Annotated in this window: 28 protein-coding genes, 12 tRNA genes and 1 rRNA gene; 39 read left to right on the forward strand and 2 right to left on the reverse strand. The window is 49.5% G+C overall.

Features of this window, described 5'->3' with window-relative positions:
• Nucleotides 1–89: 89 nt before the first annotated feature.
• The 13 genes from rrf (at nucleotide 90) to BN3772_RS01240 (ending at nucleotide 1,290) form a co-directional block, all read left to right on the forward strand.
• Nucleotides 90–206, forward strand: a 5S ribosomal RNA gene (rrf, locus tag BN3772_RS01180).
• Nucleotides 207–215: 9 nt separating this feature from the next.
• A tRNA-Asn gene (locus BN3772_RS01185) sits at nucleotides 216–291 on the forward strand.
• Between the two features lies 1 nt (nucleotide 292).
• Nucleotides 293–368 (forward strand) — tRNA-Thr (locus BN3772_RS01190).
• A gap of 12 nt (nucleotides 369–380) precedes the next feature.
• Nucleotides 381–455: transfer RNA gene (locus BN3772_RS01195), tRNA-Glu, on the forward strand.
• A 35-nt stretch (nucleotides 456–490) separates the two neighbouring features.
• A tRNA-Val gene (locus tag BN3772_RS01200) sits at nucleotides 491–566 on the forward strand.
• Between the two features lie 46 nt (nucleotides 567–612).
• A tRNA-Gln gene (locus BN3772_RS01205) sits at nucleotides 613–686 on the forward strand.
• 5 nt (nucleotides 687–691) lie between these two features.
• Nucleotides 692–764 (forward strand) — tRNA-Lys (locus BN3772_RS01210).
• Nucleotides 765–784: 20 nt separating this feature from the next.
• A tRNA-Leu gene (locus BN3772_RS01215) sits at nucleotides 785–868 on the forward strand.
• A gap of 8 nt (nucleotides 869–876) precedes the next feature.
• Nucleotides 877–951 (forward strand) — tRNA-Gly (locus BN3772_RS01220).
• Nucleotides 952–959: 8 nt separating this feature from the next.
• A tRNA-Arg gene (locus BN3772_RS01225) sits at nucleotides 960–1,036 on the forward strand.
• Nucleotides 1,037–1,041: 5 nt separating this feature from the next.
• Nucleotides 1,042–1,115: transfer RNA gene (locus tag BN3772_RS01230), tRNA-Pro, on the forward strand.
• Between the two features lie 11 nt (nucleotides 1,116–1,126).
• Nucleotides 1,127–1,200 (forward strand) — tRNA-Gly (locus BN3772_RS01235).
• Nucleotides 1,201–1,216: 16 nt separating this feature from the next.
• Nucleotides 1,217–1,290: transfer RNA gene (locus tag BN3772_RS01240), tRNA-Pro, on the forward strand.
• 104 nt (nucleotides 1,291–1,394) lie between these two features.
• Here BN3772_RS01240 and BN3772_RS01245 read toward each other — a convergent pair.
• Together BN3772_RS01245 and BN3772_RS01250 are read right to left on the reverse strand one after the other, a co-directional pair.
• Nucleotides 1,395–1,808 carry an ImmA/IrrE family metallo-endopeptidase gene (locus BN3772_RS01245; protein ID WP_042195830.1) on the reverse strand — a complete coding sequence of 138 codons (414 nt, stop codon included), beginning with the start codon at nucleotides 1,806–1,808 and terminating at the stop codon, nucleotides 1,395–1,397.
• 43 nt (nucleotides 1,809–1,851) lie between these two features.
• Entirely contained in the window at nucleotides 1,852–2,316 is a 465-nt protein-coding gene (locus BN3772_RS01250) for a helix-turn-helix domain-containing protein (protein WP_042195832.1), read from the reverse strand.
• A 294-nt stretch (nucleotides 2,317–2,610) separates the two neighbouring features.
• Between BN3772_RS01250 and BN3772_RS01255 the strand changes: the two genes are divergently transcribed.
• The 26 genes from BN3772_RS01255 (at nucleotide 2,611) to BN3772_RS01375 (ending at nucleotide 23,922) form a co-directional block, all read left to right on the forward strand.
• On the forward strand, nucleotides 2,611–3,123 hold the full coding sequence (locus BN3772_RS01255) for an ArpU family phage packaging/lysis transcriptional regulator (protein WP_042195836.1): 513 nt from the start codon (nucleotides 2,611–2,613) through the stop codon (nucleotides 3,121–3,123).
• A gap of 439 nt (nucleotides 3,124–3,562) precedes the next feature.
• On the forward strand, nucleotides 3,563–3,988 hold the full coding sequence (locus BN3772_RS01260) for a phage tail terminator family protein (RefSeq protein WP_042195838.1): 426 nt from the start codon (nucleotides 3,563–3,565) through the stop codon (nucleotides 3,986–3,988).
• Nucleotides 3,985–4,161 carry a hypothetical protein gene (locus tag BN3772_RS30470; protein ID WP_157643521.1) on the forward strand — a complete coding sequence of 59 codons (177 nt, stop codon included), beginning with the start codon at nucleotides 3,985–3,987 and terminating at the stop codon, nucleotides 4,159–4,161. Before BN3772_RS01260 ends, BN3772_RS30470 begins: the two co-directional genes overlap by 4 nt.
• Nucleotides 4,161–5,483, forward strand: a complete 1,323-nt coding sequence (locus BN3772_RS01265; protein ID WP_042195839.1) for a phage tail sheath family protein — start codon at nucleotides 4,161–4,163, stop codon at nucleotides 5,481–5,483. Before BN3772_RS30470 ends, BN3772_RS01265 begins: the two co-directional genes overlap by 1 nt.
• A 1-nt stretch (nucleotide 5,484) precedes the next feature.
• Nucleotides 5,485–5,955, forward strand: a complete 471-nt coding sequence (locus tag BN3772_RS01270; RefSeq protein ID WP_042195841.1) for a phage tail tube protein — start codon at nucleotides 5,485–5,487, stop codon at nucleotides 5,953–5,955.
• A gap of 109 nt (nucleotides 5,956–6,064) precedes the next feature.
• Complete coding sequence (locus tag BN3772_RS01275) at nucleotides 6,065–6,487, forward strand: phage tail assembly chaperone (RefSeq protein WP_042195844.1); 423 nt, start codon at nucleotides 6,065–6,067, stop codon at nucleotides 6,485–6,487.
• A gap of 191 nt (nucleotides 6,488–6,678) precedes the next feature.
• Nucleotides 6,679–8,619, forward strand: a complete 1,941-nt coding sequence (locus BN3772_RS01285; RefSeq protein WP_042195847.1) for an MFS transporter — start codon at nucleotides 6,679–6,681, stop codon at nucleotides 8,617–8,619.
• Between the two features lies 1 nt (nucleotide 8,620).
• The gene (locus BN3772_RS01290; protein ID WP_042195849.1) at nucleotides 8,621–9,388 is read left to right on the forward strand and encodes a LysM peptidoglycan-binding domain-containing protein; all 768 of its coding nucleotides are present in this window, start codon (nucleotides 8,621–8,623) and stop codon (nucleotides 9,386–9,388) included.
• Nucleotides 9,389–9,399: 11 nt separating this feature from the next.
• Nucleotides 9,400–10,362 carry an XkdQ/YqbQ family protein gene (locus BN3772_RS01295; RefSeq protein WP_042195851.1) on the forward strand — a complete coding sequence of 321 codons (963 nt, stop codon included), beginning with the start codon at nucleotides 9,400–9,402 and terminating at the stop codon, nucleotides 10,360–10,362.
• Between the two features lie 6 nt (nucleotides 10,363–10,368).
• Nucleotides 10,369–10,662 carry a DUF2577 domain-containing protein gene (locus tag BN3772_RS01300; RefSeq protein WP_039877360.1) on the forward strand — a complete coding sequence of 98 codons (294 nt, stop codon included), beginning with the start codon at nucleotides 10,369–10,371 and terminating at the stop codon, nucleotides 10,660–10,662.
• Nucleotides 10,659–11,090 (forward strand): DUF2634 domain-containing protein, encoded by a 432-nt coding sequence (locus tag BN3772_RS01305; RefSeq protein ID WP_042195854.1) that lies wholly within the window; start codon nucleotides 10,659–10,661, stop codon nucleotides 11,088–11,090. Before BN3772_RS01300 ends, BN3772_RS01305 begins: the two co-directional genes overlap by 4 nt.
• A complete protein-coding gene (locus BN3772_RS01310) occupies nucleotides 11,083–12,141 on the forward strand; it encodes a baseplate J/gp47 family protein (RefSeq protein ID WP_042195856.1) in 1,059 nt (352 codons plus the stop codon). Before BN3772_RS01305 ends, BN3772_RS01310 begins: the two co-directional genes overlap by 8 nt.
• 3 nt (nucleotides 12,142–12,144) lie before the next feature.
• Nucleotides 12,145–12,558 (forward strand): hypothetical protein, encoded by a 414-nt coding sequence (locus BN3772_RS01315; RefSeq protein ID WP_039877357.1) that lies wholly within the window; start codon nucleotides 12,145–12,147, stop codon nucleotides 12,556–12,558.
• A 1-nt stretch (nucleotide 12,559) separates the two neighbouring features.
• Nucleotides 12,560–13,582, forward strand: a complete 1,023-nt coding sequence (locus BN3772_RS01320; RefSeq protein WP_042195858.1) for a DUF2793 domain-containing protein — start codon at nucleotides 12,560–12,562, stop codon at nucleotides 13,580–13,582.
• A gap of 12 nt (nucleotides 13,583–13,594) precedes the next feature.
• Entirely contained in the window at nucleotides 13,595–14,494 is a 900-nt protein-coding gene (locus tag BN3772_RS30845) for a hyaluronate lyase N-terminal domain-containing protein (protein ID WP_167336646.1), read from the forward strand.
• 2 nt (nucleotides 14,495–14,496) lie between these two features.
• Nucleotides 14,497–15,108, forward strand: coding sequence for a putative phage tail protein (locus BN3772_RS01330; RefSeq protein WP_042195861.1), 612 nt, complete (start codon nucleotides 14,497–14,499; stop codon nucleotides 15,106–15,108).
• 11 nt (nucleotides 15,109–15,119) lie between these two features.
• Nucleotides 15,120–16,787, forward strand: coding sequence for a pyocin knob domain-containing protein (locus BN3772_RS01335; protein WP_052380326.1), 1,668 nt, complete (start codon nucleotides 15,120–15,122; stop codon nucleotides 16,785–16,787).
• 14 nt (nucleotides 16,788–16,801) lie between these two features.
• Nucleotides 16,802–17,083 carry a hypothetical protein gene (locus BN3772_RS01340; protein WP_086074339.1) on the forward strand — a complete coding sequence of 94 codons (282 nt, stop codon included), beginning with the start codon at nucleotides 16,802–16,804 and terminating at the stop codon, nucleotides 17,081–17,083.
• 104 nt (nucleotides 17,084–17,187) lie between these two features.
• Nucleotides 17,188–17,487 carry a hypothetical protein gene (locus tag BN3772_RS01345; RefSeq protein WP_042195863.1) on the forward strand — a complete coding sequence of 100 codons (300 nt, stop codon included), beginning with the start codon at nucleotides 17,188–17,190 and terminating at the stop codon, nucleotides 17,485–17,487.
• 1 nt (nucleotide 17,488) lies between these two features.
• Nucleotides 17,489–17,686 (forward strand): hypothetical protein, encoded by a 198-nt coding sequence (locus BN3772_RS01350; protein ID WP_039877352.1) that lies wholly within the window; start codon nucleotides 17,489–17,491, stop codon nucleotides 17,684–17,686.
• Nucleotides 17,673–18,065 carry a hypothetical protein gene (locus BN3772_RS30475; RefSeq protein WP_157643522.1) on the forward strand — a complete coding sequence of 131 codons (393 nt, stop codon included), beginning with the start codon at nucleotides 17,673–17,675 and terminating at the stop codon, nucleotides 18,063–18,065. The genes BN3772_RS01350 and BN3772_RS30475 overlap by 14 nt, the downstream gene beginning before the upstream one ends.
• Nucleotides 18,037–18,729, forward strand: coding sequence for a M15 family metallopeptidase (locus BN3772_RS01355; protein WP_042195865.1), 693 nt, complete (start codon nucleotides 18,037–18,039; stop codon nucleotides 18,727–18,729). The genes BN3772_RS30475 and BN3772_RS01355 overlap by 29 nt, the downstream gene beginning before the upstream one ends.
• A 56-nt stretch (nucleotides 18,730–18,785) precedes the next feature.
• Entirely contained in the window at nucleotides 18,786–19,067 is a 282-nt protein-coding gene (locus BN3772_RS01360; protein WP_244444650.1) for a holin, read from the forward strand.
• Nucleotides 19,068–19,420: 353 nt separating this feature from the next.
• On the forward strand, nucleotides 19,421–22,213 hold the full coding sequence (gene ppc / locus BN3772_RS01365; protein WP_042195868.1) for a phosphoenolpyruvate carboxylase: 2,793 nt from the start codon (nucleotides 19,421–19,423) through the stop codon (nucleotides 22,211–22,213).
• A 407-nt stretch (nucleotides 22,214–22,620) separates the two neighbouring features.
• Nucleotides 22,621–23,187, forward strand: coding sequence for an RNA polymerase sigma factor SigW (gene sigW, locus BN3772_RS01370; RefSeq protein ID WP_042181023.1), 567 nt, complete (start codon nucleotides 22,621–22,623; stop codon nucleotides 23,185–23,187).
• A 120-nt stretch (nucleotides 23,188–23,307) separates the two neighbouring features.
• A complete protein-coding gene (locus BN3772_RS01375; protein WP_042195870.1) occupies nucleotides 23,308–23,922 on the forward strand; it encodes a zf-HC2 domain-containing protein in 615 nt (204 codons plus the stop codon).
• The last annotated feature ends 185 nt before the right edge of the window (nucleotides 23,923–24,107 follow it).

The following is a 24,107-nucleotide window of genomic DNA, read 5'->3' on the forward strand; positions in this document are numbered from 1 at the left end:
AGGGCTTATCCAATCTTTAAGACGCAGATTCGTCTCGGATTCAGTTTTCAGGAATCAAGTTCCTGAAGCATTTACGCTGTAAATGCCCGTTTGGTGGCGATGGCGGAGGGGTTCCACGCGTACCCATCCCGAACACGACCGTTAAGTCCTCCAGCGCCAATGGTACTTGGACCGAAGGGTCCTGGGAGAGTAGGACGCTGCCAAGCGGATAATATTCCCTGATAGCTCAGTTGGTAGAGCACTCGACTGTTAATCGAGTTGTCACAGGTTCGAGTCCTGTTCGGGGAGCCATGCTCTCATAGCTCAGCAGGTAGAGTGCTTCCATGGTAAGGAAGAGGTCACCGGTTCGAATCCGGTTGAGAGCTCCACAAATTTTTTAAGGCCCGTTGGTCAAGGGGTTAAGACACCTCCCTTTCACGGAGGTAACAGGGGTTCGAATCCCCTACGGGTCACCACTTATTTTAGCTTTAATGCTTTTGGTTATACATATGGAGGCTTAGCTCAGCTGGGAGAGCATCTGCCTTACAAGCAGAGGGTCGGGGGTTCGATCCCCTCAGCCTCCACCATAAATCGTTTTATGTTGAAGCGAACGTGGTAGATATGTTACATTATAGGGGATTCGCCAAGTGGTAAGGCAACGGACTCTGACTCCGTCATCATAGGTTCGAATCCTATATCCCCTGCCAATTGCGAGCCATTAGCTCAGTTGGTAGAGCACCTGACTTTTAATCAGGGTGTCGAAGGTTCGAGTCCTTCATGGCTCACTTTGATTATAAAGTTCCTTGCGCGTGTGGCGGAATGGCAGACGCACCAGACTTAGGATCTGGCGTCGTAAGACGTGGGGGTTCAAGTCCCTTCACGCGCACCACTTAATATGCGGACGTGGCTCAGCGGTAGAGCATCGCCTTGCCAAGGCGAGGGTCGCGGGTTCGATTCCCGTCGTCCGCTCCATAATTTTTGCGCCCTTAGCTCAGCTGGATAGAGCGTTTGACTACGAATCAAAAGGTCGGGAGTTCGAATCTCTCAGGGCGCGCCATATTTCGGGATGTAGCTCAGCTTGGTAGAGCACCTGGTTTGGGACCAGGGGGTCGCATGTTCAAATCGTGTCATCCCGATTTTCACCTTTGCGGGTGTAGTTCAATGGTAGAACTTTAGCCTTCCAAGCTAATAGCGTGGGTTCGATTCCCATCACCCGCTCCATAATTGTATATTGTTTCGGGATGTAGCTCAGCTTGGTAGAGCACCTGGTTTGGGACCAGGGGGTCGCATGTTCAAATCGTGTCATCCCGATATTTCAGCTTAGCTGACAGAAACTCTTACTCCGGTAAGGGTTTTTTGTTATATCCAAATGTCCGTCAATTAAGAGGAGATATTAGGATGGAACATATGTTCTTCTAGTCCTCTAAAAAAAAGCGAACCTCAGGCGGAATCCCGATTCGCAAATAATAACTTGTTACAGCTTCGTCCTGATCCGGCAATATACCTGATGAAAGGAGCTTTACAGCAAATAAATTAGCCTGGCGTTCTAGCTTGCCCGGGCTGAAAAAGGAGTGCTCCTCCAGAAAAAAACGGTTAATACCTTTGTGAAGACGGTCATGCCCCAGCTCATGTGCACAAACAAACCGCTGCCACTCTGCAGGAAGCCCGTTATGAATGACGATAAATCTTCTTCTCAGCTTACGGTAATATAATCCCTTTGTCCCCGTCCCCAGATCCATAAAACGGATATGAATACCCATTGCATCAGCCAGCTCGAACGGGTTGTTAGTCTTATATTTTTTAATCAGATTGTTAATTAACTCATCCATATTGTTCACCCGCAGCATGTAAAAGTAAGTTTATTGTCCCTGACTAGTTATTCGTACCTGAGTGATCCGTGTTATCCGAAGCGGAGCCGGATTTCTTCCGTTTGTTCATCTGCTTGGCCTCCCAGAACAGGCCGGTCAGCACATCCTTAATCCGCTGTTTATCCTCTTTGTTCAGCGGAATCCCGTCAAACATCAGTTCCCCGTCATCCTCCAGCATTATACGAAAATCCCGCTTATCCTTGCTTGTTGCCCACCCGGGAACCGGGTTCTCATTCCTGCTAGCGCCATGCTCCCGCAGATAACCGGCCTCAGCCATTAACTGATCATAGGATACTCCTGTTGCATCTGCAATTTTGCGAAGCGTAGCCGGCTTGGGAACACCCCGTAATCCATTCTCAATCCTTGAAATTTGTGAACCGCTTATACCGGCTAAGCCAGCCAACTGATTAATGCTTAATCCCTTTGCTTCACGGATTTGCTTTAGATATCCTCCAAATGTATCAGTCATCGTACATCACTCCTTATCCCCTAAATACATAAGCTTGTTGCTAATAATATAAACCATTATTGCCAAAAGGTAAACAACATAGTCTAATACATTGCCAAAAAGCAAGGGAGAGGGAGCATGACTCCTGTTATTACCTTAAAATGAACGAATACGGAATTTTACGTTGGAATCTGAAGATGGTATATTATAGGAAAATACGAACAAAATACGAACAAGAAGAATTTTAGCATACTTTCCGTAAAATTGCAGCCGCTAATTGAAAAATCATTTATCCTCAAAGGAGTGCATACAACTATGAACCTTTCTACGCTACCTGAATTGAACCGTCGCCGGACACAGATTACTATAGAAGATATGCTGGAGAAGTACCGGATTTTTAGAACAGTGACTTTTGAAGCAAAGGAAGCAGGAATTACTTATTCATACACCGAGAGATTTCACGGCGCAACGAATAAGATCACTGACCAGACTGCGGCGATTGCCGCACACAACGTCGATGTGCCAGCCGCCAGAAGAGCCTACTGTGATGCAATGGATAGTGTAGTGGACAGGCTGGCGCCCAGAGAGCAACGGCTGGTACGTGAGCGTTATATGAGAAGAGACGAGGTTTACGACTACACCATCTATAACCATGTATTTGATCCGCCGGTCAGCAAGGACACCTACGTGAAGATACGGTCCAAAGCTTTTTATAAAATGGCACTTGCATTAGCAGACCTTGAGCTGCTGTCTTTGGATTCATTGCTGAAATCCGAGGCATCCGTTAACAGTGGTCCGGCGGAGAATGCAGAACTGACCTTCAGGTAAGTACAGCAAATGTGTAAATTGCATCGTCTCCAGAGACGGTGCTTTTTTTTGTATGAAGACATAAAGGTAGCTGAAGATATCCATACCTATAGATGCTTAAAACGGAGAAATTTGCTGCCTGCTTTTAACCTCCCTGAAACCTCCCGGTGGCAGCTCAAAGCTATCCTTAAATCAGGCGGAATACCGGCTTCATGCGGAAATAAAGGGAGTATGATTATAACATGGCAAATGAAGCAAAAAGACACCGCAGGAGCATGAATGCTCCACTATAAACCTTACCGGTTAGCGGTTTAAGGGACAATGAAGCGGTGAAAGCTCTTTTGATCAGAGGCCATATTTTGCAGCGGATATTATCCATTACCGGATAATATCCGTTTTTAATTCCGCAGACAGAAGGAGTGAGCGTACCGGCAATGCTTAACAGAAGAGGGTGACAAAGATGAAAATGGTACAACGGCTGCGGGAGCATATTACGGCTGCACTGAATACAGCTTATCCCGGGCTGCCTGTGCATGTTGCCGGGGAAAAACCTCAGGCAGCCTACTTTAGGCTGGAGCTGATCTCGGCTGTCTATGACCGGCAGCGGGAGGGCAGGTACATGGCAGTCTACAAGATGGGTATCCGCTATGAGCAGGGAGGTCAGCTGGATTCAGAGGAACTGGCTGACGGTCTCTGTGAGGCGCTGGCTGTTCAGAGTCATGATGAACCTGCTTTCCGTGTAATGAGACAAGCCTGGGAAGCCGGGAAAGACGGCAGCGGGCCCGTGTTCACGGTTGACTACATGCTCTATTTACAGAAGCAGGAGCAGGGACAGACGGATACCGTGTTTATGGGGCAGCTATCGGAAGGAGCATATGTGAAATGAATTCGAATGAAGCGGAGCTGAGCAGGTTCGGCAAAAAGCAGATGATGAGCTCGTCCCTATTTTCACCGCAAGAAAAAGATGTGCTTGATGTGGTACTGCAGGATGGAATTGGATACTCGCTGGATGAGGCAAAGGAATGTATTAAGCTTTTTTTAACTAAGGAGGTTTTCTAATGGCTGGAGGAACATGGACAACACAAAATAAGGTGCGGCCCGGGGTATACGTAAATGTAGCCACAAGCGGAAGCATTACAGGTAAAATGGGGGACCGCGGCATCACAGCCCTGGCGCTTACACTGCCTTGGGGGCAATCCGGAGCTATTGTAAAGCTCACCCCGCAGGATGATTTCAGCCGGCTGCTGGGTTATGACCTGGCAGAACCTGTACTGCTCCCGGTAAGGGAAGCACTGAAGCGTGCAGGAACCCTGCTGCTCTACCGCCTGAATGAAGGGGTCAAGTCAGGAGTGAGCAGTAACGGGCTGCAGGCAACAGCCAAGTTCGGCGGGGAGCGCGGAAATGATCTTACCGTGGTTGTTGAGAAGAATATTGAAGACAATGCGCTGTTTGATGTGAAAACACTGCTTGGCAAGGCTGAAGTGGATAAGCAGACAGTGGCTGATGCAGCTGAGCTGAAAGAAAATGAGTATCTGCTGTTTAAGGCCAACGGTCCGGAGACGCTGACCCTCTCAGCCGGAATGCCTTTGACTGGCGGTGAGAACGGTACAGTAAATGGTGCACAGCACAGTGATTTTCTCGCTGCGCTTGAGGTTCAGGATTTCCAGACCGTCGGGCTGCTGTCACAGGATAACACGCTAAAAGCACTCTATACCTCTTATGTAAAACGTCTGCGGGATACGGAGGGCAAAAAGGTACAGGCCGTTCTGTCTGACTATCCTGCGGCTGACCATGAAGGCATTATCAGTGTGGCTAATGGTGTCGTTCTGGCTGATGGTACTGTTATTGATAAAACTACAGCAGTAGCCTGGGTGGCCGGTGCTGTAGCTGGTGCGGCAGTTAATGAATCGCTGACTTATCAGTCTTACGATGATGCGGCTGATGCCGATGTCCGGCTCAGCCATTCCGGAACGGTAGCGGCGCTGACAGAAGGGCAACTGCTCTTTACGTATAGCAGCGGCCGTGCGGTAGTCGAGCAGGACATCAACAGCTTCACTTCTTTTTCACCGGATAAGGGGAAGGTTTTCTCCAAAAACCGTGTTGTGCGCGTGCTTGATGGGATTGCCGGTGATTTGAAGCGTATTTTCGAACAAAACTTTATTGGCAAGGTTGCCAACAATGAGGATGGCCGGGCATTGTTCTGGGCCCAGTGTGTCACCTATATGAATGATCTGCAGGCGCTGGGTGCTATCGACAGCTTCAATTCACAGAGCGATATTGTGGTATCTGCAGGTGCTGACAGTGACAGCGTTGTTCTGGAGGTTGCTGTGAAGCCGGTGGATTCCGTAGAAAAAGTATATATGAAAGTGAAGGTGGTTTAAGATGGCATTTCTAAAAGCTAGTGATACCCTCTCCGGCCAGGAAGGCCGCGCATATGCCAAGATTGGCTCCCAGGTGGAGGAAATGTTCTACGTGAAGACACTGGAAGCGACAGTGGAGAAGCAGAAGGCAGAAGTGAAGACGCTGGGCCGCCGCGGGGTGCAGCATAAGGCGACCGGTTGGTCGGGCAGCGGGACTATGACGATTTTTTATATGACCAGCCGTTTCCGGCAGATGATGCTGGAATATATGAAAACAGGCGTGGACCAGTATTTCGATATTGAAGTCACGAATGAGGACCCCTCGTCCAGTGTGGGGGCCCAGCGGATTATTCTGAAGGGCGTTAATCTGGACAGCGTAATTATGGCCTCCCTGGATACCGAATCAGATGCACTTGAGGAAGAGGTGAGCTTTACCTTTGAGGATGTAGAGCTGGCACAATCCTTTAGTCCTCCGGCGGGCTCCAGCCTGTAATAGACGGACAGGGACAGATTTTAATCAGGGTGTAAGCATAACAGGCCCGGGCGCAATAGCAGGCGGCGGGTCTCTGCTTACTCTGCACAAACCATTAGGAGGAACGAAAATGAGCGAATTAAGTATGTTTTTTGCGCAAAATGCGGCGTGTGACACAACAGATGAGTTTGTCGTGTCCCAGCGTTTTAAGGATAAAGAGGGGACTGCTGTAGCCTGGAAGCTGCGCAGTATGACCGAGGATGAGAACCAGGATTGCCGTAAAGCCGCCACCCGTAAGGTGAAGGGGAAAAACGGCGCCTATACCTCTGAAATCGACCCTAACGATTACATGGCCAAGCTCATGACCGCAAGCGTCGTGCATCCCGATCTGAAAAATGCCGAGCTGCAGCGCTCCTACGGGGTGATGGGCGCGGAGGCGCTGCTGCGGAAAATGCTGCTTCCGGGTGAATTCGCTGCGCTCGGTGAACGGGTGCAGGCGCTGAACGGCTTTGGTACGGATATGAACGAGCTGGTGGACGAAGTAAAAAACTGATTAACGGGGGCGATAGTGAGGCTAATCTGGCCTACTACGCCCTCCATGAGCTTCATATTTTGCCGCATGAGCTGATGAAGCTGTCTGCGCGTGAGCGGGCGGCGGTGTATGCGATGATTGCTGTGCGGGTGGAGCACGAGAAGAAAGAGCAGGCAAGAAGCAGGGCAAGAAAAAGATAAGGAGGTGAACGAATGAAAGTGGATTCATCTAAGGCGGTAATGCTTCCGGTGAAGTCTCTTACGGTCTGGAGGTCTGTTCAAAAGCAGTGCCTGCGTATGAACAGTAACCTTGAACTTGTCAACCGTTCTGTCAAAGGCTTTCAGGCAGCTGTGAAAAGGTCAGCAGATGGGATGAGCCGGTCTATGGACAGCCTGCACCAGGCATTGCAGGACATCAATGAAACTTTACTGGAAGGGTTTAAGCATGTACCACCAAAGGTAGAGGTATCTAAAGGTCTTATGATGATGCAAGGTCAGCAGGCGGGTCAAGGGCAGCAGTTGGCCTTGCGTGCATTAAATACTTCACGTCCGGCCGTGACCGGAAAGTGGGTGGATGAGGCCGCTACGAAAGTAGAATGGTGGAAAGGACTTAAGGAAAAAAAGAAAGAAAAAGAAGAAAAGAAACCGGAAGAGAAGACAGCAGAAACAAAGATAGATCCGCCTAAGCCCAAGATTAATCTCAAAAAAGATCCGGGGCCAGTTCCGCCGACACCGCCTCCTTCTGCGGACTCTAGAGTTTTGAAATTCCTGAAAACCGCAGATGTAGTAGCACCCTTTAATGCGATCAAATCCTTTGGCGAAAAGGCAGTTAAAGAAGCGGCAAAGCCGGGTGATATTGCGGATTGGAATAAAATGAATGAAAACATTGATAGTACCCTTGGTAAAATTGGAGAAAAGGCTATGGGGGCATTGCGTCCGGTAATGGATACCATTAACCAGGCACTAATCACAGACCAGTTAGCACCTATTATTGATGCTATGGCTAACGGGTTCCTGTTTATCGCAAACGTTATTTCTATGATGGTTGACGGTTTACTGTGGCTGGTTGGTGTGATTCAGGATAATTGGTCGTATGTAAAACCAATTCTTGAAGCAATCGCTATCGTGTACCTTGCCGCCATGATCGTTCAAGTCTATATGCTCGCAGCTGCGTGGCTTGTTGCTAACTGGCCTATCTTAATCGTAATAGCTGTAATTGCTGCTCTGATCCTGATTTTTCAACAGCTTGGACTGTCCGCAGCAGATGTAGTGGGAGCTATTGTCGGTGCATTTGGATATATGGCAGCCTTAATCCAAAATTTCGGGATCGGTGCGCGCAATATCTTTTTTATCGTAGGTGACTACATTATTAATGCATTTAACACTGCTGTTAACAGGGTGCAGGAATCCATGTATAACCTGGCAATGGGTACACTGAATGTTCTTTATAATATGGCAGTCGGTGCAGAAAATTTTGCCGGCGGTTTTATGAAGGTCATGGCTAAGGCGATCAGCTGGGTACTTGATAAATTTAACTCCATGATTGATGCACTGGCCCAAGTCCCTTTCTTTGATAAGCTAGGAATCAGCAGAATAAAGATAGACGTGCAGGAGCCGGAAATTCCCCATGCTGCCAGCGACAGGCTTGATATGTACCGTAAAGGTCTGGAATCTCTAAAACCTGAAACGGATAATACACCAAAGCGTCAGACAGAGCTATGGGAAATGGTTGATTATAAAGACAGCTATAACAGCTATAAACAAAAGGGGGAAGACTTCGTAAATAGCTTCTCTAATAAAGGAAGGGAAGCGGGTAAGGGCAATAAGACATGGGTTGCTTCGGCAACAGGAAATATGATGCAATCATCCGGCACGAGCTTAAACGCCAATCAAGCTGCGAATCTTAACAACGTCAACCGCGTCAACGAAGTCGGCTCGATTAACGATACGGTAGACATCTCCAGTGATGATCTGAAAATGCTGCGTGAGCTGGCGGAGCTTCAGGCGATTCAAAATTTTGTGGAGCTGACGCCGACGGTACAGGTTACAACAGGTAACATCAATAATGCCGGAGACATCGACTCCATCATTACCAAGATCGGGCAGGTGCTGCAGGAGGAATTTGTCTCAACCGCCCAGGGGGTGTATACGTAACGTGGAGGAATACGGTTTTTTCTTAAGCTTCAATAACTATGAAGAGGTCATCCGGCTGCCGGTTAACCCGGAGATGCTGGAAATCAAAGAGTCGGGAGACGGAAAAAGCTATTCGATTATCGAGCTTGGTGAAATTAATGCGATTACTTATCCGAAGCTTACGGAGCTGTCCATAGAAAGCATGTTTCCGGCCCAGTGGTATCCGTTTGTCGTCTATCCATCCAGTGAGGCTCAGGAAAAAGAAAGCCGGCTGCTTAAGCCCTACGAATATGTGGCGATGATCAAACGGTGGATGGTCAGCCGCAGGCCTATCCGGTTTGTTTTCACAGGACTGAAACAGATGGAAAGTAGTGGAGCGGGGCAGACAGGGAATATGGCTGACTGGCTTAAGGAGGCTGCAGACCGGGCTGCCCAGACCTTCACAGGCGATATGGGCATCAACATGCCTGTCAGCATCGAAAATTTCACCTGGAAGCTGAGTGCCGGAAATTCCGGAGATATTGAATACACATTAGCGCTCAAGAAATATGTCTTCTATCAGGCACTCGCAGTAAAGACCGCCGGTAACGAGGTGAAAAAACAGCAGCATCGGGCCAGTGAAAAAACAGCTGCAGCCACCTATACCATTCAAGCCGGAGACTCGCTCTGGAGTATTGCCCAGAAAAAGCTGGGCAGCGGAAGAAAGTATAAAACCCTCCAGAAGCTTAACGGTATTTCCGACAGTGAGCTTAAGAAGCTGCAAATCGGTAGAGTCATCAAGCTGGCATAGGGGGAGGAAGCATGAAGCTGCTGGTGAAAAATAAAGAAGGTCTGCTCTGGGATATCTCTGCTATAGCGACCGACATCACCTGGAAGACCTCGCGTTCTGGCAAACCTGCGACACTTGAGATAACGCTTGTAGACAGCGCGATTTATCAGCATCCCAGGTTCAACATCGGCAACGGGGATATTGTACAGTTCAGCAAGGCTGACAGGGATGTCTTTTACGGGTTTGTATTTACGATAGCAACCGGTTCAGACCGGGAGATCAAATTAACGGCTTACGACCAGATCCGCTATCTGCTGGGCAACGGAAGCTATGTGCTGCAGAATGTGACTGCAAATGAGCTGGTCACAAAAATAGCGGAGGATTACGGTTTGCAGACCGGTGTGCTTGATGAGGCCCAGTACAGGATACCATCGCTTATAGAAGATAATAAAAAGCTGCTCGATATCATTATGGGAGCCGTGGGCAGTGAGCTGCAGAACAGCGGACAGCTGCTGGCTTTTTATGATGATTTCGGGAAGCTGTCACTGCGAAATATGCAGAGCATGCTGCTTAACATCGTTTTGGGGGCAGGCCGCTATCTCTATGACTACTCGCTGAAGCGGAGCATTGATGAAGACACGTACAATACTATTTTTTTGTATAGGGATAATGAGGAGACGGGCAAACGTGAATTCTATCCGGTTACGGACAAGGAGAATGTAGCACGCTGGGGGATATTGCAGCTGTATCAGAAGGCCGACGACAAGGCGGCTGCGGCGCAGATCCGGGAAAAGGCGGACAACCTGCTTAAGCTGCATAACCGGGAAAAGCTCAGTCTGACCGTTCAGGCAATCGGGGATATGCGTGTAAGAGCCGGAAACTTCATTTATGTGCTGCTGGATGAATTCGAGACCCAGCTGTTTCTCGTGGATGAATGCAGCCATAAAATTTCAGGCGGGGAACACACAATGTCCCTCACAATAAAGGTGGTGTAGAAGCAGATGCTGGATATTATTAAAAAAGCGAGCCTCGGAGCCGTATCCAATACGAATCCGGTGGCTTTTTCTTATGGGCAGGTGACGGGGGCGGAGCCGTTGCAGATTCAGGTGGATCAGCGGTTTGTGCTGTCCGGTTCCGCACTGGTGCTGCCGGAAGCTGTTACAGAGTGCCGGATTGAGCTGGACGGAAGGCAGCTTCTGATCCGGCGGGGGCTTGAGCCGGGTGACCGTGTGCTGCTCCTGCGGATGCAGGGCGGACAGAGCTATGTTGTGCTGGATCGGCTGGTGGATCTATGATTCCGGCTATTGGCAGTTCAGGACCGATCAAGGGATTGCTTGAAGAGGATGCACCTGGACAGAGTATGATGAGCCCCAGTCTTACCTACCGGATGGACTGGGGCCTGAAGCGTATTACCGGCACTGTTGATGCCTTGGAAGCCGTCAGACAGGCTGCCATCAAGGTGCTGCAGACGGAACGTTATGAGTTTCTGATCTACAGTACAGATTACGGGACAGAGTGGAATCTGGTACTGGGCAAGGACAGATTGCTGGCCCGCGCTGAGCTGCTGCGGATTGTCAGTGAAGCCCTGCTGCAGGACGAACGGATCCGCGGTCTTGAGCAGGCAGAGATTACTTTTAATGGGGATCAGGCGAGCTTCAATTGTACTGTAGTCACGTATTACGGCAATTTTGAGCTCAGAAAGGAGCTGATAGACAGTGTATGAGGATCAGACGTATGAAGCGCTGCTTGATCGCATGCTGAATAGGGTCCCGGAAGGACTGGACAAGCGGGAAGGCAGCATTATTTATGATGCGCTTGCTCCGGCTGCGGCGGAGATGGCACAGATGTATATTGAGCTGGATGTGAACATTAATCTGCACTTTGCCGACACTGCAGCCGGTGAGTATTTGGAGCGTAGCATTTCCTGGACAGGCATCACCAGGGAGCCGGCAACCAAGGCGCAGCTTCGCGGAGAATTTTATAATAACGAAGATGAGGTGCTGGATATCCCTTTGGGCAGCAGATACTCGCTGGGGCTCTATAATTACACGGCGGCTGAAAGGCTCTCCCCGGGAGCGTTCCGGCTGGAGAGTGAGACCGCCGGAACGGCCGGCAATCAGTATTCCGGCAGCCTGCTGCCGGTGAGTTATATTCCGGAGCTTGCACGCGGGGTGATTACTTCGCTTCTAATACCCGGCGAGGAAGCAGAGGATGACGAAGCGCTGCGCCGGCGGTATTTTAATTCGGCCAGACGCCCGTCAACCAGCGGCAACAAATATCATTACATGGAATGGGCGTCACAGATTGAAGGCGTAGGCGGCGCGCGGGTCTTTCCGCTGTGGAACGGACCCAAGACGGTCAAGGTAATTATTGTCGATGCTGAGAAGAAGCCGGCCTCAGCAGTGCTGGTATCAATGGTACAACAGCATATTGACCCTGCTCCGGGTCTGGGGGAAGGCGAGGCTCCTGTGGGTGCGGTGGTGACAGTTGCTTCAGCTGCCGGTAAAACTATCACAGTCAGTGCAACAGTTAACCTGGCTGCAGGCTATACGCTGCAGGCTGTGATCAATGCTTTTCAGATCATGCTGGAGAAGTACCGTAAGGAAAAGGCCTTTGAAGCCTCGTACATCAGCCAGTCCGTCATCGGTGCTTTGCTGCTGGATACAGAGGGGGTTCTGGATTACAGCGGACTGAAGCTGAACGGCGGAACCGGTAATATTACGCTGGCAGAGAACGAAGTACCCTTATTCGCTAATGCTGTGCTGGGGGTGTAGCAGATGGGGTACCCGGAGCAGGTGGATGTGTTCAAAGAAAAGCTGAATAAAAAAGCCAGCGGCGGCAGCTATGTCGTGGAAGAAAAGCTCATGCTCACAAGCGGGGTTTACAGTGGACAGCTTACCCATGACAACATTAATAACCAAAGCATAACGGTATATACCGGATCACGCTTCAGCGGGACTGAGCTTCGTAATTTTTCGGTTTCTTTTCCGGATGAAGCGCCCTGGCGACGGATCATTAAGATTTTTGCGGAGGTTCCAGAGGTATATGTGACCTACGAAACCCCGGGTGATACCGTGGAGGCCGATGATATCAACGTTCTGCAAACGGGGCTGACCGCCGCCCAGCGCGAGATTGAACGATATAAAAGTGCGGGACTGATCGACGGCGGATCCTTTAAAAGAGAGGTGTAATATGGCACAGACGATTCAAGTAAAACGCGGCACAAAAGCAGAGCTATCCACTTATGGCGTGCTGAAGGCCGGTGAAATAGGCTTCTGTACAGACACAAAAGAAGTCTATATCGGTGACGGCACTTCCAATTCGATGGTCGGACGGGCGCTATCCGGCCCCGAGGCTTCACGTCCGGCAGCTGCTTCTGTCGGGCGATTATATTATGTAACAAGCGGGACGAACAGCGGTTATTTGTATTTTGACGACGGGGCAGCCTGGCGCCGGATTAACGCCCAGAAGCTGACTGACCTGACAGGAACAGCCGATGATATTGTTGACGGTACAACCTATGCTAAGGTGCTCAAGGCGGATATCACCTCGGGACATGTAAATAAGGTCTCTGACGGCACGAATGTCAAAACAGCGGCAGAAATTAAGACTCATCTCGATGATGCCGCAAAGCACCGTGTGATCAATGATACGGGCATAGCTATTACAGACCTGTGGTCAGCACAAAAGATCCGAAACGAGATTGAGCTGGCCAAGCATAATATCGAGCCGCAGAGCTCGGTAAAGGACCAGAATCTGACGGCTCCGCCTGCTTCTCCATTAGAAGGAGACCGGTATATCATTCCAGCCGCGGCTACCGGCATATGGGCGGGAAAAAGCAGCCAGATTGCCGAGTATCAATCCGCAGCCTGGGTGTACTACCCTCCGGCAGTGGGCTGGACCGCTTATGTGGACGATGAGCAGAAAATCTACAGCTGGAACGGCAGTGCCTGGGTGCGTACGGGCGGCGCGCTGCAGACAATCACTGCCGGCAATGGTTTAACCGGCGGAGGACAGGCGGATTCAGTGACCTTAAACATCGGTGCCGGAAGCGGCATCACAGTTACAGCCGACGCGATCGCGGTTACAGCAGGTAAAGGGATCACTGTAGATGCAAACGGGGTAGCAGCCAATATCGATGGAAGCAGCATTGTATATGACGCAGCTAACGGCAACAAGCTGACGGTAGCCAGCATTGACGGCGGCACATTCTAGGAGGCGGCAGAGATGGCACTGAAGACATTGATACAGATCCGCCGCGGGCTGGAAAGTGAGCTGGGGGTGCTTGCTGCGGGCGAGCTGGGCTACTGCACCGATACCGGCAAGCTGTATATCGGAACAGGCGGCGTGAACAAGCTGCTGGTCGCATCACAGAGCACCGGTGACATGCTGAAAAGCATCTATGACACCAACAACAACGGCAAGGTCGATTATGCGCAGACGGCAGACAGCGTAGCCTGGTCCGGAATAGCCGGCAAGCCGGATGTGTTTCCGCCTACGGGGCATACGCATGATGACAGATATCCGGTGCTGACTAATGGTGCAGTGTACGGGTTATTCCCTTCCACCTCTAGTACGATGCTGGGGAACGAGTACAATATCCTTTTGAATGCACATAAGCGTAAGGAAATAACCATAACCCAGACAGGCATAGCCAAAATTGATACTAATTCGCTCTTTGACGGCAGAGTCACACCCACTTATTCTACTCTGGGTATACCGGCAGGGACCCCTACTGTTATTACTATTGAAGGATTGCCGGAGGCTCATACCCAAACTGGCGGTGTGATCGGCTGGACCTGCCGATACTGGTATCCCTCCAAATACAAAGTTGAAGTATACGATACCTATAACGCTGCCGGGTGGCGTGTGCTCAAAGATCAAAGTATGGTAGATGCTCCGGCTAAGGAGCTAATGATCCCGCTGTATCCCAATTTCCAGGGGCAGTTCACCAAAATCAGGATTACTATTTATGACAGCAGTGTTGGAACTGCCGATGCAAGCGGTAATCGCAGGTTTGGCCTTAGTGAGATTTTTTTCTGCCATCCGGAAGCTGCTACAGTATTTCAATATCTGGATTATATGCCTAGCGGCCCGATCAGCTGGAATCAGCTCAAGGGGGTATAGCAATGGCCTACGGCGAGCATTTATACGGAACAATAAGCTATTCATCGGATCGTTCTCTGCAGGAGGGACCCGGATTCACCCTGCCGGACCTGATGAAATACCTGCCTGAATATTACCAGGGTGTCATTGAGATGGAAGAGATTCAGGAAAGCAATGGTATAGAATGCGGGCTGCTTCGCTATTTAATAGAAGATTCCGCATTACAGACCGACGTAGAATCGGCAACCTGGGGGCTGGCCCGCTGGGAGAATGTGTTGGCCTTGACTACGGACAATACTAAATCCTATGCAGCCCGCCGGGAGATGATCAAGGCGAAGCTGCGCGGAAGCGGAACGACTACACCGGAGATGATCCGGCGGACGGCGTCCGCTTTTTCAGGCGGGGATGTTGAGGTTGTAGATGTACCGGGAGAGTACAGCTTCCAGGTTCGGTTCGTAGGTACCCTGGGTATCCCGGCTAATATGTCCGGGCTAATCCAGATCATTGAAGAGATTAAGCCGGCGCATCTGGCCTACGAGTTTGTGTACAGCTATACCTGGTGGGATTCAGTCAAGGCACTCACCTGGAGAGGTGCGCATGAGCGGACCTGGAACGAGTTAAGAGTATACGAATAGGAGCGTGAACTATGAAAACTACAGGCAATCTGGGATTGAAAAAGCCAGATGGAACAGACATTGTTGATATTACGGATATCAACGGCAATATGGATATTTTGGATACTGCGGTGAAGGGCGCACAGGATCATGCAGCTGATGCAGTGAAGCATATTACTGCCGCTGAACGCACCGTCTGGAACGCCAAAGCTTCAACAGCGGCGGCAACCGCCAGTGCTGCTGGCCTTATGGCAGCAGCTGACAAAGCAAAGCTGGACGGTGTGGCTGCCGGTGCGAACAATTATGCGCATCCGGCCACCCACCCCGCTACGATGATCACTGAAGATGCTACTCACCGCTTTGCCACAGACACAGAGAAAAGCGCATGGAATGCTAAAGCCGGTACCTCAGCCGCTACTTCATCTGCTTCAGGTTTAATGAGTGCTGCAGACAAGGCAAAGCTGGACGGAGTGGCTGCAGGAGCCAATAATTACACCCACCCGAATCATACCGGGGATGTTACGAGCACTAGTGACGGGGTAACGGCTATTGCGGCTGGGGTTATTGTTGACGCTGATGTGAACAGCGCAGCCGCTATCGGCTGGGGAAAGATCAGTAAAACGGGCTCGACCCTCGCTGATCTGGCAACAAGATCTGCAGGAGACCTGAATAGCGGAACAATCGCCGCAGCAAGACTTCCGGCAATTTCCGGAGACATTACCATGGTAGCCGGAGCAGGCACAGCAGCTATTACGGCTGGAGCTATTGTCAACGCGGATGTTAACTCAGCAGCAGCAATTGATGCATCGAAGATTGGGACTGGCGTTGTCTCCAATGCGGAGTTTGCGTATTTGGATGGTGTAACCAGCGCTATTCAGACTCAGCTTAATGCAAAGGAAACGCCAGCAGGTGCACAGACAAAGGCGAATACTGCTGAGAGTAATGCCAAGGTATATACGGATGCTAAAGCGTGGCAAAAGCGCAAGCTGACTGAAGATGACGGAACTACAATTAACATCAATGGGCAAAACTTGAATAACCTGCGCGCTACAGGTTGCTTTGTAGGAACAGGTATTTATAATTCACCTGACGGTAGCTCAGCTACAAGTAACTGGTACTATGTTCAGGTTATGGCGATGAACACCAATGTGTGGGTTAAACAGATTGCAGTTAATTTATTCACCAACACTTTTGCTATGCGTACAGGTTCGGATACTAATGGAACTATTAGTTGGGGAGCTTGGAGCGCAGACCTTTTTCAATCTGTCGCTAATGGGAAAAGCAGTATCGCCTCCGCCATTAGCGGCAAGGGAGTAGCAGCATCAGGAAGCGATGATTTCGGGACGTTGGCGGCAAAGATCGGACAGATCAATACAGGGAGAAAATTTGCAAGCGGTGCTGTAAGTATGGGCTGGACAGGAGCCATCTGGACAGCAAGTGTGGGAGGTCTTGCTTTTATACCAAGAACTATTATAGCAATGGCCCCGGTTAACGGTGATTTGATAACCATTTATGATGTAACCGGAAATTTATATAGCTGGTCATCATCATCATTTAATGTAAATCTATGGGCGCAATATGGGGGATCTAATACCGGTAGCAATGATGTTACTGTCTCAGGTGGAAGCTTTACTGTACAGATGTACAGATACTCTTCAACTTATGGTGATTCAACAATGCGCTGGATTGCCTTTGAATAGGAAGGAGAATACTCATGAATATTGGAAGAAGAATTTATTATGATGAAGTAACAGGAGAGATTATCCAAGAGACAGGAGAACGTTCTGGTGATGTTATCATTACAACAGTTGACCAGGATTTCATTTTCTACAGCAAACTTTCAAAACGAGTTCGTGAGACTGTCGGTTATTTAGAATTGGAATTTGGTGACTATACCGATGATTTTAGAGAGGGACATTTGGTGGGAATTAATACTGCAGAACGGACCCCTCTCTTTTCTTATCCAGATTTCAATAAGTCGCAAAAGAATTCCTAACCTCGCTAGGGTCTCTCAATAAGTAATTAATAAGAAATCATAAATGAACGGTTGGCGGTTTGATAATCTAAAAAATTCTATTAGATTTAGAAAGGAGCGGAGGGATGAATAACAACGATATCGCTAATTTAGAAAAGCTGCTGCCGCTTGCCGATAAATACGGGCTGGCCTATATAGTGGCTTTGGTGCTGCTGGTGATTTTTCTGGTGCTGCTTAGGTCGATTGTGAAAGGGAATCTGGTACCGCGGGAGCTGCTGGAGCGTGCGGAGGATGACCGGGACCGGCTGCAGAACATACTCGACAAGGAGCGCTCTGATTTTATGGCACCGACTCTGGAGGTGCTGCAAAGACTGAAGGTTGACCACGCTGCCGAAGAAGTAAACGAGGAGAACAGGGGGAGATAACGTGCTGAGCAAATGGATCAAGCGGCTATCACCCCTGCATCGCGCCAGGGAAAAGGAGCTTGCCCGGGCTGCTGGCCGGGTGGCCTTATCCATCCACAGATACAAAGATGTCTCACAGGACATTCAACAGGAAATCAGAAATAACGGGTTTGCCGAATTTTTAATTTATGACCGGGGTGTAGACGATGGGCATAATTGATGTTGTTTTATTAATGGCATATTTCATTTCGTTTGTTTGTGCGCTGCTTCTAATGGTTGCGCTTTTTTTGTATTTCCGCCGGAGAATCCGGGCAAGGGTAATCAGCTTATTTATGCTGGCAGCATTCTTTTTCCTGGGGGCATATACAGCGAAAATGGCTGTGGCCTTCTGGCTCAGATTCAGCAGTGCAGCAGGTACAGATGCGGTGCTGGCTTCGCTCCAATCCTATGCCTGGGCAGTTGCCCAGACGGGTACAACACTTGGCTTAAGTATTCTGACTGTGCTGATGTATACCAGACGGAGGGATTTGTTCATTGTACTTTCAGATTTGAAAAAGGGAGGTGCCATACATGCTGACGCTGGCTCAGATCAAAGCTAAATCAGCCGCCCGCCTAAAAGGATTGCATCCGGCTGTGTCCGCCGCCGCGGATAAGCTGATTGAACACTGTTACACATGCGGTGTACCTGTTCTGATAACTCAGGGACTCCGCACCTTTACCGAACAGGATAGGCTGTACGCCCAGGGACGTACTTCTGCTGGTAATATCGTTACCAATGCCCGGGGCGGCTATAGCTTCCATAACTACGGGCTGGCGGTTGATTTTGCGCTGCTGCTGCCGGACGGCTCCAGTGCATCATGGGATATGAAGCGTGATGGAGACCGGGACGGCACAGCTGATTGGCAGGAGGTTGTACAGCAGGCTAAGGCACTCGGGTTCGAATGGGGCGGAGACTGGAGCAGCTTCAAGGATTATCCTCATTTTCAGATGAGCTTTGGCTTGACGATTGCAGACCTGCTGGCAGGGGTCCAGCCCGCTCCGTCTGCAGTTGATGCAGTGTACAAGCTAATCACTACAGAGGAGGAGCACGGGGTGAAAAACACTGTATCGGCTATAGTGAACGTCAACGGGTGCAAGATTGCCGAGGGATATATAAAGGCAGGGGTTACCTATGTGCCTGTACGTGCTATAGCAGAAGCGTTAGAGGCAAGAGTAAGTTATAACGCTGCGACCCGGACGGTTGAAATTACAAGCAGCCGGTAGATGAAGCAGATTACTGCTCTAATTAGAGTGAACATTTATATGGAAGGAATGAGCTTATGGTACACAGTGATATTTTGGATAACGTGATGACCTTTGCGTCAGTACTGGCCGTATTTGTTCTTGCGCTGGTGCAGCTGATCAAAAATAATATTAATCTCCCGCGGAACGCCATTCCGTTTGCAGGTCTTGCGATAGGAATGCTTATAGGTACTGCCGCATATCCGTTTACTGAGCTGGATATCGTCCTCAGGCTATGGGCGGGCGGACTTGCCGGCTTATCGGCTACAGGCTTATTTGAACTGGCTTTTAATTACCGGACAGGATATACAAAAGAGTAAATCGTATTCAATCCGCGGGTCTGCCCATTAGAGCAGGCCTGCAATACATAAGAGATTATTTTTCAAAAGCCCTAATTTCCATTCTTCCGCAATCCGTGTATAATGCAATCAATACCTACATGCCGTGTAAAGCTTGCACATAAATACGTATAAAGCCAGCCATTCTAATAAAATAGTCTACATTACTATTTTGTGACTGTATAAAGAATGAATTTGGTGTATAATCGTAATTACTGCAGCGCTTTACAGCGTAATAAGTTGAAGATTTCCGATGGGTTTTACTGTATGATATGAGGAAAGCTTCGAATAGACAATGTTAGGACATTGATCCGGAAGAGGATGGAGGGAGCAGCATGACCGAACTTACGACAGCTGTCAGCAAAAGCAATTCCAATAACTTGCTGCGGCGTGACGTACGGTTCCTGGGGAACATCTTGGGCGAAGTCTTGGTACATCAAGGCGGTAACGAACTACTGGAGGTCGTGGAGAAGATCCGCGAAACCAGTAAATCGCTGCGCTCATTATTTTTGCCTGAACTGCACAATGAATTTAAAGAGCTGATTAGTTCACTGGATCCTGAGAATCGCCACCAGGTGATACGGGCGTTCGCCATTTATTTTCAATTGGTGAATATTGCTGAGCAGAACCACCGGATTCGCCGTAAGCGCGATTATGAACGCTCAGCCGGGGATACAGTACAGCCGGGATCTATCGAAAGTGCGATTCAGGAGCTCCGTGAACGGGATTTCTCCCAAGAGGATGTTCATGATATTATGAATAACCTGTCCTTGGAGCTGGTCATGACCGCTCATCCTACGGAAGCAATGCGGAGGGCCATTCTTGATATTCACAAACGGATCTCCGATGATGTGATGGGTCTCGACAATCCGACGCTGACCTTCCGCGAACGTGAACAGCTCCGCGAGAAGCTGCTGAACGAAGTTATTACCCTTTGGCAGACGGATGAATTGCGTGACCGCAAGCCGACAGTGCTTGATGAAGTGCGCAACGGGATGTATTACTTCCATGAGACGATTTTCCAGGTGCTGCCGGATGTGTATCAAGAGCTTGAACGATGTCTAAGTAAATACTATCCGGGGCAGAATTGGCACGTGCCGACTTATCTGCGTTTTGGATCATGGATCGGCGGCGACCGTGACGGTAATCCGTCTGTAACCGCGGCTGTGACTATGCAGACACTGCGCCTTCAGCGTAAGCTCGCTATCCGTGAATATCAGCGCATTATGCGTGAACTGATGCAGTATCTGAGCTTTAGTACAAGCATCGTTAGTGTTACGGATGAGCTGCTGGAATCGATTGAGCAAGACCGCGGGATCATTAAGCTGAACCGTGTCGACGCCTGGCGTAATGACAATGAGCCATACCGGATTAAGCTGAGCTACATGATCTCCAAGACACAGAACGTGCTGGATGATGAGCGAAAAGGAACGCCGGAGCGCTACGCGACTCCGCAGCAATTCATAGATGATCTGAACGTAATTGACCGCAGCCTGCGGCATCACTTTGCCGACTACGTGGCAGATACTTACATTAAGAAGCTGATCCGTCAGGTAGAGCTGTTCGGCTTCCATACAGCTGCGCTGGATGTCCGTCAGCACAGCCAGGAGCATGAGAACGCAATGGCTGAGATTTTGGCTAAGATGAACATCACTCAGGATTACGCTAAAATGCCGGAAGACCAGAAGGTAACGCTTCTTGAGTCCATTCTGAACGATCCGCGGCCGCTGACTTCCCCGTACCAGTCTTACAGTGAAAGTACTGAGGAATGCCTTGCGGTATACCGTACGGTGTATCTGGCACAGGAGGAATACGGCAAGCAGTGTATCACCAGCTATCTGATCAGTATGGCGGAAGCGGCGAGTGATATTCTTGAAGTTATGGTATTCTCCAAAGAAGTAGGCTTGTTCCGTAAGGATAATGATGGAACAGTAGTCTGCACCTTGCAGGCGGTACCGCTGTTTGAAACCATTGATGACCTGCATAACGCTCCGCAGATTATGAAGACACTGCTCAGCATGCCGATCTACCGTGAGGCGGTACGGGCAATGAACGATCTGCAGGAGATTATGCTCGGTTATTCCGACAGCAACAAAGACGGCGGCGTGGTGACGGCGAACTGGGAGCTGCGTGTTGCCCTTAAGCAAATTACAGCTACTGCCGATGAATTCGGCATCAAGCTTAAGTTCTTCCACGGACGCGGCGGAGCGCTTGGACGCGGCGGTATGCCGCTGAACCGCAGCATTCTGGCCCAGCCGGCTTCAACCATCGGCGGCGGAATCAAGATTACCGAGCAGGGCGAGGTTATCTCCTCCCGGTATTCGATGCAGGGAATCGCATACCGCAGTCTGGAGCAGGCTACCTCTGCGCTGGTTACAGCGGCTATTCATGCGAGAACGCCTCAGGCTGACCTGTATGAAGCAAAATGGGATGAAATAGTAGCCCGTATTTCCGAGGTGTCCTTAACCAAATATCAGGACCTGATCTTCCGTGATCCGGACTTCCTGTCCTTCTTCAAGGAATCAACCCCGCTGCCTGAGGTGGGCGAACTGAACATCGGCTCACGTCCGTCCAAGCGGAAGAACAGCGACCGTTTTGAGGATCTGCGTGCGATTCCGTGGGTATTCGCCTGGACGCAGAGCCGATATCTGCTGCCGGCCTGGTATGCTGCCGGAACAGGACTGCAGAGCTTCTATGAAGGCAAAGAAGAGAACATGAAGATCATGCAGACGATGTATGCCGATTTCTCGTTCTTTACGACGCTGATTGATACACTGCAGATGGCGATTGCGAAGGCGGATCTGGTTATTGCCAAGGAGTATGCCTCCATGGGCAAAAACGACGAAGCCCGCCAGCGGATCTTCGGCCAGATTCAGGCGGAATTCAAGCTGACCTCTGAGCTGATTCTGAAGATCACCGGCCAGCATGAAATTCTGGATAATGTCCCAGTTATTCAGGAATCGATTCGTCTGCGCAACCCTTACGTTGATCCGCTCAGCTATCTGCAGGTACAGCTTCTGTCAGAGCTCAGAGTATTGCGTGATGCTGAGGGCGATGACGCCGAACTGCTGCGTGAGGTACTGCTTACCATTAACGGTATTGCTGCAGGACTGCGGAATACGGGCTGATGCCCGGAGACTTGCCTGTTTTATGAAGGTTAGCGCAAACGGAGATTTGTTGCACTTTGTGCAGCAGATCTCCGTTTTTTTCGTTCTGCTTTTAATTGCACGAGGGGCGGAGAAGAATTTTGGAACTGCAGGAGCATCAGCGTCCGCCTTTATTGTCAGATTTGAACTGTGAACAAACCTATAATACAGAAATCTGACAATAACAGCGGCCGGAAGTCCAAACATTCTTTGGAGTGCCGCCGTAATCACCGCGTTTTGCTGCGCGCAGTTAATCCCGCCCGCATTTCATATAGGTAACAATACAATCCTTGATTTTTGACCAAACTTGATTTACGATTTATATGCTTGTACCGTGGACATTCAAAGTGATGGAAGACCAGGGGCGGCAAGTCTGGGGGAGTTAACAGGTGGAGAATTTGGAAGGCAGATTGACAAAGCTCGCCTTGAAGGGCGACCAAAGAGCATTTGCCGAGCTTGTGGAACTATATAAAGACAAAATATATCATCTGGCATACCGGATGCTGAACAACCGTCATGAGGCGGAGGATATTGTTCAGGAGACTTTTTTGCGTGTGTACCGGAATTTAGACCGATATGATGACAAACAGAAATTTTCGACGTGGATTTACAGGATTGGAACGAACCTGTGTATCGACAGGCTGCGCAAACGTAAGCCGACCTATTCACTGGATGCCGAAATGAACGACCAGGAGGGCATTGACGGATATTCGATGATTCCAAGCGATAATGTGACCCCGGAGACGGAGTTGCTCCTCTCAGAGACGCAGAGGCTGATCTATGAGGCCATTGACAGTTTGCCCGTGAAATACCGGTCTGTAATGATACTGCGCTATTTGCAGGATCTGTCGCTGCAGGAGATCAGTGACGTGCTGGATATGCCGGTGACGACGATCAAGACCCGGGTACATCGCGGACGTGAGTTTTTACGTAAAAAATTAGGCCCGAAAATGTAAAAATAGATGTTTTTTTGTGAAACGTCTGTCCGGCAGTGCCGTATGTAAGTTAAGCAAGTCTTATGTACTGTCCCTTTGCCTTGAAATAATTAAATAGCACACATGAAAGGATTGGCTCCTATGGAATGCAAACTGGCCGTCTCTTTGATGCATGATTACCTGGATGACGACTTGCCCGAGCTGCAGCAGAGGGAATTGAAGGAGCATCTTCTATCCTGTCCGGATTGCCGTGCAAAGTTCAAAGAACTGGAACAAACTGATATGCTGATGTTCTCCATGATGCATCAGAACGCGGTGGCCCCGGACGATATGGTAAGCCGGATAATGGACGCTTTGCCGCAGCCGAAGAGGGAAAGAGCTTTTGTTACCTGGATTAAAAGACATCCTGCACTTACGGCAGCATCTATATTCCTGCTGGTCATGCTGATGAGCTCTGTAACCTTCTGGAAGCAGGATCAGCAGCTTGTAGTCAGAGGCAGTAATTTGGATCAGGTCATAATTCAGGGCAACACCGTCATTGTACCGTCCGGCAAAACAATTGCCGGCAACCTTACAGTGGAGAATGGCACAACGCAGGTGTACGGAGATGTTAACGGTAACGTAACAGTGATTGACGGTCAACTGTATCAGGCCTCTACAGCCCATATCTCCGGGCAAGTCAAAAGCATAGACCAAGCGGTAAGCTGGCTCTGGTATAAAGTGACGAACATGTTCTCTGAAGTTGCCTACCGGTAATCCGCTAATGGCCCTTTATGCAGAAATAGTATTTGCGCCTCTTTTTCCGGAAAGATGGCGCTTTTTTGTTGCCTGAAACCGGATTATCAAAATTCCCCAGCCAGTGAAACTTGCAACCTGGGCGTGAACGTTATAACCTAGATATGATACAGAACTAACAGACAATTTACATAAACCCAGCTAAT

Origin of the sequence: Paenibacillus camerounensis (assembly GCF_000723885.1) — a bacterium.
Taxonomy (GTDB): Bacteria; Bacillota; Bacilli; order Paenibacillales; family Paenibacillaceae; genus Paenibacillus_AQ; species Paenibacillus_AQ camerounensis.